This window comes from Bradyrhizobium sp. 14AA (genome assembly GCF_054185205.1).
On sequence record NZ_JAVAYM010000032.1, the window covers coordinates 46,301 to 58,518 of the forward strand.

Annotated in this window: 11 protein-coding genes; 6 read left to right on the plus strand and 5 right to left on the minus strand. The window is 65.1% G+C overall.

The features are described 5' to 3' along the window. Nucleotides 1-726: 726 nt before the first annotated feature. On the minus strand, nucleotides 727-1,626 hold the full coding sequence (locus tag RAD15_RS38305) for a helix-turn-helix domain-containing protein (RefSeq protein WP_458183889.1): 900 nt from the start codon (nucleotides 1,624-1,626) through the stop codon (nucleotides 727-729). Nucleotides 1,627-1,819: 193 nt separating this feature from the next. Between RAD15_RS38305 and RAD15_RS38310 the strand changes: the two genes are divergently transcribed. From RAD15_RS38310 to RAD15_RS38320, 3 genes are read left to right on the plus strand one after another with little or no spacing between them, the layout of a single operon-like run. Further along, nucleotides 1,820-3,946 carry a molybdopterin-containing oxidoreductase family protein gene (locus RAD15_RS38310; protein WP_458183890.1) on the plus strand — a complete coding sequence of 709 codons (2,127 nt, stop codon included), beginning with the start codon at nucleotides 1,820-1,822 and terminating at the stop codon, nucleotides 3,944-3,946. Nucleotides 3,947-3,948: 2 nt separating this feature from the next. Beyond that, nucleotides 3,949-4,254, plus strand: a complete 306-nt coding sequence (locus RAD15_RS38315; RefSeq protein ID WP_458183891.1) for a 4Fe-4S dicluster domain-containing protein — start codon at nucleotides 3,949-3,951, stop codon at nucleotides 4,252-4,254. After that, nucleotides 4,251-5,567, plus strand: coding sequence for an FAD-dependent oxidoreductase (locus RAD15_RS38320; protein WP_458183892.1), 1,317 nt, complete (start codon nucleotides 4,251-4,253; stop codon nucleotides 5,565-5,567). The genes RAD15_RS38315 and RAD15_RS38320 overlap by 4 nt, the downstream gene beginning before the upstream one ends. A 21-nt stretch (nucleotides 5,568-5,588) precedes the next feature. On the opposite strand, the gene RAD15_RS38325 is transcribed toward RAD15_RS38320, so the two are convergent. Both RAD15_RS38325 and cysE read right to left on the minus strand, forming a co-directional pair. Further along, the gene (locus tag RAD15_RS38325) at nucleotides 5,589-5,807 is read right to left on the minus strand and encodes a DUF3126 family protein (protein ID WP_007602550.1); all 219 of its coding nucleotides are present in this window, start codon (nucleotides 5,805-5,807) and stop codon (nucleotides 5,589-5,591) included. A gap of 123 nt (nucleotides 5,808-5,930) precedes the next feature. Further along, complete coding sequence (gene cysE, locus RAD15_RS38330; protein WP_458183893.1) at nucleotides 5,931-6,755, minus strand: serine O-acetyltransferase; 825 nt, start codon at nucleotides 6,753-6,755, stop codon at nucleotides 5,931-5,933. Nucleotides 6,756-7,030: 275 nt separating this feature from the next. On the opposite strand from cysE, the gene RAD15_RS38335 reads away from it, so the two are divergent. After that, entirely contained in the window at nucleotides 7,031-8,395 is a 1,365-nt protein-coding gene (locus RAD15_RS38335; protein ID WP_458183894.1) for a hypothetical protein, read from the plus strand. On the opposite strand, the gene RAD15_RS38340 is transcribed toward RAD15_RS38335, so the two are convergent. Together RAD15_RS38340 and RAD15_RS38345 are read right to left on the minus strand one after the other, a co-directional pair. After that, nucleotides 8,381-9,136, minus strand: coding sequence for an alpha/beta fold hydrolase (locus RAD15_RS38340; protein WP_458183895.1), 756 nt, complete (start codon nucleotides 9,134-9,136; stop codon nucleotides 8,381-8,383). The two genes, RAD15_RS38335 and RAD15_RS38340, sit on opposite strands and share 15 nt — an antisense overlap. Nucleotides 9,137-9,286: 150 nt before the next feature. Further along, nucleotides 9,287-10,423 carry a hypothetical protein gene (locus RAD15_RS38345; RefSeq protein ID WP_458183896.1) on the minus strand — a complete coding sequence of 379 codons (1,137 nt, stop codon included), beginning with the start codon at nucleotides 10,421-10,423 and terminating at the stop codon, nucleotides 9,287-9,289. A 307-nt stretch (nucleotides 10,424-10,730) separates the two neighbouring features. On the opposite strand from RAD15_RS38345, the gene RAD15_RS38350 reads away from it, so the two are divergent. Beyond that, complete coding sequence (locus RAD15_RS38350) at nucleotides 10,731-10,976, plus strand: zinc-finger domain-containing protein (protein ID WP_007602543.1); 246 nt, start codon at nucleotides 10,731-10,733, stop codon at nucleotides 10,974-10,976. Nucleotides 10,977-10,995: 19 nt separating this feature from the next. Continuing rightward, the gene (locus tag RAD15_RS38355; protein WP_458183897.1) at nucleotides 10,996-12,198 is read left to right on the plus strand and encodes an FAD-dependent monooxygenase; all 1,203 of its coding nucleotides are present in this window, start codon (nucleotides 10,996-10,998) and stop codon (nucleotides 12,196-12,198) included. Nucleotides 12,199-12,218 lie beyond the last annotated feature (20 nt).

The window sequence follows — 12,218 nt, forward strand, 5'->3', positions numbered from 1 at the left end:
CATTGGGGTCTGGCGTAATATGCTCCTGCGGCCGCAGCACCGACGCCGACTACCGCCGCACCACGAGCTACGGGATGGCGATGGACGTAATGGACGTGGCCTACGCCGGGGCGACCCAATCCAACGCCAGGACGACCGACTCCCACTCCGGGGCCGCCGACCCCACCAAATCCACGGCCGGGACGCGCAAATGCGTCGGAGGAAAAAGTCACAATAGATGCGATACCGAGTAGAACGGCAGCAAGTAAAATGCTTCGACGAGACATGATAGTACCTTTCCTGAGCTAAACACTTTCCTTCCGTTCAGAGTTTTCTCAGTGAAATTCGAATAACATTTCTCAAGAGCCGTGCTTCGGAGTGATGCACCTCAAATCAAGCAGCGCACGGAAGAGTTCTGTCACCCGACGTCGCTGGGCATACAAATTCTAAGAAAGATTATTCGATATGTGATTGCAGCTATTTGATTTGAGTCAAAGCCGGCAGATGGGCGTCAACGGTTCATACATCGTGCGGAATGCCATAACTCCCTGGCCCCTCAGAAATAATCGGGCAGCGAACTCCTCACTTTCAAATTAGTAGAATCGGTAACGATGCATTGCGCCCGCTAGGAGGATGTCCTGTGGCTCATCGCGTCATTTGCTGCGCGTGCACAAAGGCCGCCGCTCTCGGAGCAAAGCCGACATGACCGAATTCACGAGTACACGCCCTATCAATAGCCCGGCGCGCTCAATCCCGTCCCTTCTTCGCCCGATACAGGCTCGGCGTCGTCCCGACGGCCTTGCGGAAGGCACGGTTGAAATTGGCCTGCGACGAAAATCCCGTGGTGTAAGCGATGTCGACCAGCGCCCGATCGCTGGTGGACAGTAGGCGCTTGGCCAGATCGAGGCGCTGACGGCTGACATATTCATGCGGCGCCGCGCCAGTCGCCGCCTTGAAGCTGCGGGAGAAATGCGCCGGGCTCATGCACGCCACCGAGGCGAGATCCTTCACCGTGACATCGCGCTCGACGGATGCGTCGATGAACTCCGTCACGCGCAACAGCCGTTTGGCGTCGAGCGGTTTCTGGACGGCATAGGATTGCTTCAACCGGACCGAATTGGCCGCATAGCTGTGCACGAGATGGGCCGACAAAGCGCGCCCCAGGCTTTCGATCAAAAGGCGGCCGGTGGAGGTCTCCTGCGCGAGCTCCGCGAGAATGCGGTCCGCGACGTGCTCGATGAACATGTCCCGGTCGATGCTCTCGTAACGGATCGACATTCCCGAGGGATCGATGTCGAGATCCCTGAGCATGGTGTCGTCGAACGGCTCGCCGGGAAGAAAGAGATGCAGGCATTCCTGCATCTGGTTCTCGACACGGATGAAATCCTCGCGGATGCCGGCCGGACAGAGCCACACGGTACCCTTCCTGCCGAAGGTGCGCTGCCGCATGCCCGCGCCTTCGCGGTCGACGACCGAATTGCCGCGGAGCAGGATTGCGATTTCGGTGTCGCGCGGCAATTGCGGCGGCAGATCGCCCGGCTCATGACTCCATCGCTCGGCCAGGAGATGCCCCCACCGCCGGTCGTTGGACGTCTGAAGCATTCTGCCGGTAACATATTTATCGACAGAGTTGCCAAGCATACCCATCGGAAATCTCCGCCAGATAGCGCGATGTGGGTAAGAGGTATTGCCGGGTCCAGCAATTAGCATGCCAGACATCCGGCCGGCCGTCCACCGACCGAGAGCAGTCCGGGACAACAACAGCGCACATTTTGAAAAGCCAGGGAGCGCCGGGCCGCCGCATCCTTTGATGTCTTGAATCGGGAAGCGGAGAACCCCCATGGCCCGGACCACGGTAATAGGCGCGTGCCCCCACGATTGCCCGGACACCTGCTCCATCCTGACCACGGTGGAGGACGGCAAGGCCATCGCCGTCCGCGGCAATCCCGATCATCCGTTCACGCGCGGACGCCTCTGCGTGAAGGTCAACAACTACGAGGAGCGCGTCTACAGCGACAAGCGCGTCCTCTATCCGCTGAAGCGGATCGGCCCGAAGGGCAGCAAGCAGTTCCAGCGGATCTCCTGGGACGAAGCCATCGACACGATCGCATCGCGCTGGAAAACAATCATTGCCGAGCACGGCGCGCAGGCGATCCTGCCCTACAGCTATCTGGGCACGCAGGGCATCATCAACGGGCTGAACGTCGGCGATCCCCTCTTCAACAAGCTGGGCGCGACGGTGCTGGAGCGCACGTTCTGCGATTCCGCCTCGTGCACGGCCTACATGATGACGATCGGGCACACGCCGGGCGTCGACCCCGAAAGCTTCGTGCATTCGAAATACATCATCCTGTGGGCCTGCAACACGCTGAGCACGAACTCGCATCACTGGCCGTTCATCGAGCAGGCCAAGAAAGCCGGCGCCAAGCTCGTGGTGATCGACCCGGTCCGCACCCGCACCGCGCGGCTCGCCGACTGGCACATCCCGATCCGCCCCGGCACCGACGCCGCGCTCGCACTGGCGATGATCCACGTCATCATTAGGGAGAACCTGGTCGATCGCGACTACGTCGACAAATACACCGTTGGCTATGAGGAGCTGGCCGCGCGGGCCGCGACCTACACCCCCGAATTCGCCTCGCAGGAAACCGGCATTCCCGTCGACGACATCGTCAAGCTGGCGCGGGAATTTGCCACCACGCCGCCCGCCGTCGTGCGCATCGGCGTCGCGGTCGAGCGGCACGCCGGCGGCGGCCAGACCGTGCGCGCGATCGCCTGCCTTCCGGGACTGATCGGCGCCTGGAAGCATGTCGGCGGCGGCCTGCTCCAGCTTCCGATCTGGGCATTCCCGGTCAGATGGGACGTGCTGATGCGGCCCGACCTGCAGCCCGAGACGATGCGCGTGCTCAATTCCTGGCGCCTTGGAGCTGCGCTGACCGGCGAGCTTGGCTTCGACCCGCCGATCAAGGCGCTGTTCGTCTACAACGCCAACCCGATGGCGATGGTGAGCGAACAGGGCAAGCTCGAAAAAGGGCTTGAACGGGAAGACCTCTTCACCGTCGTCAGCGAGCACTTCCTGACCGACACCGCCAAATATGCCGACATCGTTTTGCCGGCAACCACCCAGCTCGAGCAGAAGGACATCATGTTCTCCTGGGGGCACCTTTACCTCTCCTACAACAACCAGGCGATCGAGCCGCTCGGCGAAGCCGTGTCCAACACCGAACTGTTCCGCCGGCTCGCGCGCGCGATGGGCATGACGGACCCCGCGTTCTTCCGGACCGACGACGAGATGATCGAGGCGTCGCTCGACTGGAGCAGCCCGGTGCTCGCTGGCATCACGCTCGACGACGTCAAGGCCAAGGGCTATGCGCGCCTCACCATGCCGGCGCCCGCCGACTGGGCGCCGCATCGCGAGGGCAATTTCCCGACCGCGTCGGGCAAGTGCGAGTTCAAGTCGACGATCGCGGCCGGCGGCAACTTCGTGGTGCCGCTGTTCCGCCAGGGCTACAATGGCGACCAGGACGCCACCCCCGTCGATCCCCTGCCCCACTACATCCCGCCGAACGAGAACCCGCGCACCGCGCCCGCGCTCGCAAAGCACTATCCGCTCAGCCTGATCTCGCCGAAGAGCCACGCCTTCCTGAACTCGAACTACGGCAATCTTCCTGCGCAAACCGCGCAGGCCGGCGAAGAGCAGGCGGTGCTTCTCAATCCCGACGATGCCGCGCAGCGCGGGATCGTCGCCGGCGCGCCCATTCGCGTGTTCAACGATCGGGGCTCGTTCGAAGCCTTCGCGACCGTTTCGTCCGACATCATGCCTGGAGTCGTGGTGGCGCCATCAGGCTACTGGCAGCGCTCCAATCGCAAGGGTGCGACGGTCCACGTGCTGACGCCTCCAGCCTTCGCCGACCTCGGCCGTGCCCCGACATTCTCGGACATCCTCGTTCAGGTCAGCGGAGCCTGACGATGACATATGTGGTCACCGACAATTGCCGCGGCTGTCGCTACACGGAATGCGTCACCGTCTGTCCCGTGGAATGTTTCCACGTCGACGACACCATGACCTACATCGATCCGGAGAACTGCATCGACTGCGGCGGCTGCGCGCCGGCATGTCCGGTCGGCGCGATCGAGCCGGACTATCGCCTGGCCGCGGACAAGAAGTTCTGGATCGACGTCAACCGCAAGCGCGCGGCTGAAACTCCCGTCATCAGCGGCCGCCTGCCGGCGCTGCCGGGCGCGGACGAACGCAAGATCGCACTGGGCCGATGACCGCAATCGCTGCAAGCGAGCTTCGCGTCGCCGTCGTCGGCAGCGGACCGAGCGGCTTCTACACGGCGGAAGCCCTGTTGCGCTCCGGCGCGCCCGTGGCCGTCGACATGTTCGAACGGCTTCCCGTGCCGTACGGGCTGGTGCGGTTCGGCGTTGCGCCCGACCATCCGAAGCTCAAGCTGGTTACGGCGGCCTTCGACCGCATCGCCGCCACGCCCGGCTTTCGCTTCATCGGCGGCGTCACGGTCGGCGACGACGTCACGGTCGAGGAGCTGCGCGGGGCCTATGACGCCGTCGTGCTCGCAACGGGCGCCGAGTTGAGCCGGGGGCTCGACATCCCCGGTGAAGCGCTGCCGGGCAGCCACAGCGCGGGCGATTTCGTCGCGTGGTACAACGGACATCCGCAATTCGCGGATCTGCGGTTCGATCTCGACCATGAGGCGGCGGTCGTCATCGGCCATGGCAACGTCGCGCTCGACGTTGCGCGCATCCTCGCCAAGACGGCGGACGAGCTGCGCCAGACCGACATTGCCCGTCATGCGCTCGATGTCCTGGCAGAGAGCCGGATCCGCGAAATCCACATCGTCGGCCGCGGCGGCCCCGCGCAGGCCAAGTTCACCGCGAAGGAATTGCGCGATTTTCTCGAACTGAATTCATGCGACACGCTGGTCGAGAGCCGCGACGTCGCGCCTGATGAATTCGAGCCGCCACATCGTGACGAGCCGGAGCTGGCCGAGAAGCTGTCGCTGCTGCGCGCGTTCTCGCAAGCGGCCGCGACGAAGCCGCGGCGCTGTGTCTTTCGGTTCGGTCTGTCGCCCACCGCGATCACAGGACGAAGCCGCGTCGAGACGATCTCGTTCAAGAATGGATCGGGCGCGCGCGAGGACATCGCATGCGGCCTCGCCTTTCGCAGCGTCGGCCGGAAAACCGCGCCCGTGGCCGGGGTGCCCTATGACGCGCATCGCGGCGTGCACGCGAACATCGACGGACGCGTCGCGATCGGTCCCTCCGCGATCGAGGGCCTTTATGTCTGCGGGTGGAGCAAGCGCGGACCGAATGGCACGATCGGCACCAATCGCGGTTGCGGCATAGCCACCGCGGAAGCCGTGCTGGCTGACATTGCCAGCCGGCGGCCGCGCCCGGACAGTCCCGACGCGATGCTCGCGCGCCTCGCCGGCCGCGTCGCCCGCATCGTGAGCTATCCGGATTGGACCGCGATCGACGCGGCCGAGAAGCGCAGGGGAGCCGCGCTCGGCAAACCCCGCGAGAAATTCGTCACGATCCCCGACATGCTCGCCGCGATGGATGCGTGAGTCCGGAAGATTCCCGCCGGACTATTCCTGATCGACGAGATCGTCCTCGAGGATCGCCATCTGGAACTGGAACGAGCGATCATCGTCCTCGTCGTCGACGAAGAGCACGCCGATGAATTCCTCGCCGATATAGACCTCGGCGGAATCATCCTTCTTCGGCCGCGGCACGACGCGAATCTTGGGGTTGCCGAATACGCGCTTCAGATACGCGTCCAGCTTTCTGACTTCTTTGACGTCCACGGCAAGTCTCCGATCAAAATTGGTCGGCGGGTTTTAGGACGAGACGCGACGAACCGCCAGCATGAATTGCCAAAGAATTTGGGGACGAAAAGGGCCGGAGAATCCGGCCCTTAACTCACGAGTTCAAAGTCCCATCGCGTTGATCATCTGGTCCATCGTGCGCGACGGCTCGGCACAGCCGGCTTCGCCGACGATCTTGGCGGGCACGCCCGCGACCGTGACGTTGTGCGGCACGGGCTTCACCACGACCGAGCCGGCGGCAATGCGCGCGCAATGGCCGATCTCGATGTTGCCGAGGATCTTGGCGCCGGCACCAATCAGGACGCCGTGGCGGATCTTCGGATGGCGGTCCTCGTTCTCCTTGCCGGTGCCGCCGAGCGTGACGCCGTGCAGGATCGAGACGTCGTCCTCGATCACGGCCGTCTCACCGCAGACGAAGCCGGTGGCATGGTCGAGGAAGATGCCGCGGCCGATGCGCGCGTTTGGATTGATGTCGGTCTGGAACACCGCAGAGGCGCGGCTCTGGAGATAGTACGCGAAGTCCTTGCGGCCCTTCAGGAAGAGCCAGTGCGCCAGGCGATGGGTCTGGATCGCGTGGAAGCCCTTGAAGTAGAGCAAGGGATCGATGAAGCGCGAGGTCGCGGGATCGCGGTCGTAGACGGCGACGAGATCGGCGCGGAAGGCGTTGCCGAGATCGGGATCGTCGCGCAGCGCCTCGTCATAGGTCTGGCGCACGAGATCGCCGGACATCGCGGAGTGATCGAGCCGGTCGGCGACACGATGGATCACCGAATCTTCCAGGCGGCTGTGATGCAGCACCGTCGAATAGATGAAGGTCGCAAGCTCGGGCTCGCGATGGACGATGTCCTCCGCTTCGCCCCGGATCCGGTCCCAGATCGGATCGAGCGATGCGAGCTTTCCTCCCGGATTGACCTGATGCACTGCCATGGGATCTGCTCTTTCGAATTGGCTCGTTTGGCGGCTCTATAGCATAGTCTAGGCGACAAAGTCCTGACGGGCTTGCCTGAGAGTGAACAGCCCCTTGCCCCGCGAAAGCATGCCAACGCGTTGAAACACAAGACTTTCTTCTGACGCCCCCAGGCGACAAGGTCGGCTCAAAATGGTCAGAGTCTCGCCAAATTCAAGCCGGGCGGCGTCAAACTATTGGTGAATTCTCTCCCGACCGTTATTGCGGGCATGGTCCGAGCGAGGGCAAAACGGCTTTGAGCATCACCACCGATCAATTGCGCGCGCGCGCGGCGGATACCTTCTGGCTGCGGCTCGCCGCTGTGGCCCTGCCCCTGCTGATGATCGCGCCGGCGTTCTGGAACGGCTATCCGCTGTTGCAATGGGATACCGGCGGCTATCTGGCGCGCTGGTACGAGGGCTATCTCGTCCCCAGCCGCTCCACCGTGTTCGGCCTCTATCTGCACTTTGGCGAGAGTTCCGGTTTCTGGATCAACCTCGCGGTCCAGTCGCTGGCGACACTGTGGCTGTTGCAGCTCAGCCTGCGCGTGCTCGGCCTGATGCAGACGTATCGCTTCGTCGCGATCAGCCTCTGCCTGATCCTGTCGACCGCCCTGCCCTGGCTGGCGAGCATGCTGCTCACCGACATCTTCGCGGGCCTGTCGGTGCTGTCGCTGTTCCTGCTGGTCGTCGGCGCGAGCCGCACCTCGGCGCTCGAAAAGACATCGCTGTTCGTCTTCACCGCCTTTGCCGCCGCGACCCACAGCGCCACGCTCGGCGTGCTGCTCGGGCTCTGCGTCGCCGGCTGGATGGCGCGGCCGTTCCTTGGGGATCGCCTTCCGCTGGCCGGATTGGCGCGGGCGAGCCTCACCATCGTCGTCGGTGGCCTGATGCTGGTGTCGGCGAACCATGCGCTGTCGGGCAAATGGGCCTGGACGCCCGGCGGCTACGGCGTCGCCTTCGGCCGCATGATGCAGGACGGCATCGTCGCGCGCTATCTTAGCGATCATTGCCCGCGCGAAAAATTCAAGCTCTGTCCCTATCGCGACGCATTGCCGGCGACCGCCGACGAGTTCCTCTGGGGCAAGAGCATGTTCAACACGCTCGGCCGCTTCGACGGCATGAACGAGGAGATGGGATATATCGTCGTGCATTCGCTCGCCGATTATCCGGCCTGGCAGGCCGGCGCGGCGCTGCGGGCGATGGGCCAGCAATTGCTGCATGTCGCGACCGGCGAAGGCGCCAACGGCTGGATCCCGCACACCTACGGCATCATCGAGCGCTACATCCCGGCGCAGGTCGCGCCGATGCGCGCGGCGCGGCAGCAGCACTGGGCCCTTGATTTCAGCTACGTCAACTGGCTGCACGTCCCCGTCGCGCTGGCCTCGATGCTGGCCCTGGTCGTGCTGCTCGCGCGTGCGCTGGCACAGCGCCAGCTCGACGATCTGACGCTGCTGGCGGCGACCGTCACGCTGGCGCTGCTTGGCAACGCCTTCATCTGCGCCGTCATCTCCGGTCCGCACGACCGCTACGGCGCGCGGATGGTATGGGTCGCGACCTTCGTGGTGCTGACGGCGCTGTCGCGCCGGTTTGGGGACGACGAGACCTCAGCCGCGGCGTGACAGGAATTCGAGCACGCCGGTCTTGTAGACCTTGTCGCCGACCGCGCGCATGTGGTCGCGGTTCGGAATGTCGAGCACTTCCGAGCCGGGAATGATGGCGCCGAGCGCGCTGGCCGAGCCGGCAACGTCGTCGGTCGAGCCGACCGCGATCAGCACGGGCACGTCGATGCGCGCAGCCTCGTCCTCCGTCATGAGGTCGCGCGTGCCGCGCAGGCAGGCGGCGAGCGCCTTGCGGTCCGAACGGGTCTGATCGGCGAACGCGCGAAACGTGCGGCCCACGGGATCGGTGACGTCGTCGAGCCCTGGCGCTTCCAGCGCCTTCGCGACGTTCTCGCCGGGCCCGGTGCCCTCGATCAGGCCGCCGATGCCGATGCCGCCGAGGATCGCCGAACGCAGGCGCTGCGGCTCGTTGAGGCCGAGCCAGGCCGTCATTCGCCCGCCCATCGAATAGCCCATGATGTCGGCCTGCGGGATCGCGAGATGGTCCATCAGCGCCAGCACGTCGCCGGCCATGGTCGGGATCGAGTACTGCGCCGCCTCGTAGAGCTTTGCGCTGTCGCCGTGGCCGCGATTGTCGAGCGCAATGACGCGGCGGCCGTTCTTGCGCAGTTCCGAGACCCAGGTCGGATAGACCCAGTTCACGTTCTTGCTGGAGGCAAAGCCGTGCACCAGGATGATCGGATCGCCCTCCCCTTCGTCGAGATAGGCAATTTCAACGGCGCCGTTGTGAAAGCTCGGCATCATCAGTTCCACAGGTCTTGAGGGGAATGGAGTGATCTTAGAGCACGATCCGGAAGTGTGCAGCGGTTTTTTCAGCGCGACAAACGCGGAACCGCGTTTGCGCGGAGATCATGCTCAAAGAATAATCTGAGGCGCGATGACGATCGCGCTTCAGGCCGTGACGGCCGTGTTCGCCAGAGCAGCTTCGGCGACGATCTGGGCACGGCGAAGGCGCCGCGCCCGTCTGCGATCGCACCAGGCCTGGGTGAGCCGTTCGGTGGCCGCCTTGATGGAGGACAGCAGACCGAACAACGTCAGTGCCGCACTGAGCAGCCAGAGCGCGAGATCGAACATGCCCCCGATGAGCAGCAGCGCGCCGCGGCCGAGCAGCTTCATGATCGCACGCGTCTTGCCGCCCTGTGCTTCCGCCAGCCGGGCCGCGCGGGCAACGTCCTTCGGGCCTTCGGCGATGCGCAAGCTGTCCATGGCGCCGCGCGTGCCGGTCTTTTCGGCGACGCGCGTGACGTCCTTGCCGAGCCGGACCAGCGCGCCGGCCTTCTCGGCGCGGAATGCCGCCTTGATCGCGCTGACGGTCTCCCCCGGACGAAGCACCGAACCCTTGGCGACTGCGTTCTGAAGCATCGGCGTATCGACGACCTCGCGCGCAGACCGGCCGGCCCATGCCGCGAGCCCCCCGCCGAGCCGCCCGACTTTCCGTGCATCCTTCACCAGCGTCAGTCCGGCACGCACCGGCGCTGCGCCACCGACGGAGACGTAGGTTGCCGCCGTCACCGCAAGGCCGGCGGCCGCAAGGCCCAGCACGAGACGGTCGGTATCCTCGCCCATGGCGAGGTGCTTGCCCTCGCGGACGACATCTCTGATGTCGCCGATCACGAAGAGATCGCCGGCCACGGTTCCGGACAGGCTCGCGACATCGTCGGCGTTGCCGGTGACGAGGCCCGTGGCGAAGCGCTTTGCGAAATGCGGCGTGGAACTCTCCTCCTTGACCGCGTCGCTGACACGGTTCAGCAGGTCGTCGGGGAGCGCGATGTTGCGGTCGCGCGCCAGCGCGACGAAGCTGTCGGCCAGATCGGCGTCGCCCGCTACGAGAGCGGCCTCGATGTTGTCCTGAACCAGGCGGTCGTTCTGCCGCAGCAGCGCATCAAGCTTCAGCTCGGAGAGCGCGGCCGGATCGTCCTGGGCGGCGAGGAGCGCGCCGGCCTCACGGGCGTGCGGCGCTACCTGTGCGAGCATGAAGCTGCAGGCCGCGATACCGGTCAACGCTGTGCTGATTCGCAGCCACTTCATGTGGAAGGCCTGGACGGTCCTGAGATCATTGACGTCTAGTGATTCGTCTTTCGCCGCAATTACGCTCGCCCGCAGACATAGTATGCCAAAATTGCGACACAACGTCCCCGACGAAAGAAGGGCTTTTCTCAGGCCGCAAGATTGTGTCGAATTTGCATGAGCAAATGAGCATGGGGCAATTGCGAGCCTTTCGGTTCCGCTGGACTAGCAATCATCTACACCCACCAGTATGGTCCGCGGCGCCTTAAAGATGCCGCGTCAGTTTTTGATTGTGTCTGTCGCCATTGCCACTCCAGGATGAACTACGATGTCCGACCATGTCGTCCCGCACTTCCACAACGATGCCGGTGTCCCCGTCATCGAGATCGGCTCGCAAGAGTTCATGTGCGTGGGCGCTAATCCTCCGTTCGATCATCCGCACGTCTTCCTCGACCTCGGCAACGACAACGAGATCATCTGCCCCTACTGCTCGACGCTGTACCGCTTCGCGGCCGACCTGAAGGCGGGCGAAGCCCGTCCGCCGGAATGCGTCCTGAAGGACAAGGTGGCCTGACCGCTTCCATCGGTCAGGGGTGGCGCTCTCCCGAACGATTGTCATCGCCGGTGCCGGCATCGGTGGATTGACGGCCGCACTGGCGCTCGCGGCCCGCGGCTTCCGCATCGTCGTGCTGGAAAAGGCCGAGCGGCTCGAGGAAGTCGGCGCCGGCCTGCAGCTCTCCCCCAATGCCAGCCGCGTGCTGGTCGATCTTGGCCTCACTGAGCGCCTCAAGCAGCGCGCCGTCACCCCGGAAGCAGTCTCGATCATGAGCGCGCGGGCCGGCGGCGAACTTTTGCGCATGCCGCTGGGAGAAGCCGCCTCCGCGCGCGCCGGCGCCCCCTATTGGGTGGTGCACCGCGCCGACCTGCAATCCGCGCTCGCCGGTGCAGTCGCCGATCATCCTGACATCGACCTGAAACTCGGCGCGACCTTCGAAGACGTCGCGCCGCACGCCAAGGGGCTGACGGTGGTCCACCGCAGCGGCACGATCCGCCGCAGCGATCTGGCGAGCGCGCTGATCGGCGCCGACGGCATCTGGTCGACGGTCCGCCAGCATCTGTTTCCCGAGGTGCAGCCGCGCTTCTCCGGGCTGATCGCCTGGCGCGGCACGCTGGATGCCACGCAACTGCCGAAGGACTACACGGCGCGCCGGGTCCAGCTGTGGATGGGCCCGAACGCCCATCTCGTCGCCTATCCGATCGCGGGCGGACGCCAGATCAACGTGGTCGCGGTGCTGCCGGGCACCTGGAACAGGCCGGGCTGGAGCACGCCCGGCGATCCGCTGGAGGTGATGGACGCCTTCGCCGCGCCGCGCTGGCCGGCCTCGGCCCGCATGATGCTCGCCACGGTCGACAGCTGGCGGAAATGGGCGCTGTTCGGCGTGCCCGACGGCTGTCCCTGGAGCAAGGGTCCGGTCGCGCTGCTCGGCGATGCCGTGCATGCGATGCTGCCGTTCGCAGCCCAGGGCGCCGGCATGGCGATCGAGGATGCTGCCGTGCTGGCGCAGCATCTGAGCTTTGAGACCACCGAGGGGACTGCGGGCATCACGGCCGCGCTGAAGCAATACGGCCGTGCGCGCGAGGCGCGCGTGCGGCGGGTGCAGCGGACCGCGCGGCAGCAGGGTCGCATCTATCATTTCAGCGGGCCGCTCGCGATCGCGCGCGATCTTGCGATCCGCGCGCTCGGCCCGGAGCGCATGCTGGCGCGGCAGGACTGGATCTACGGCTGGCGGCCCTGAGGCTGATGCAAGCGTGCCGG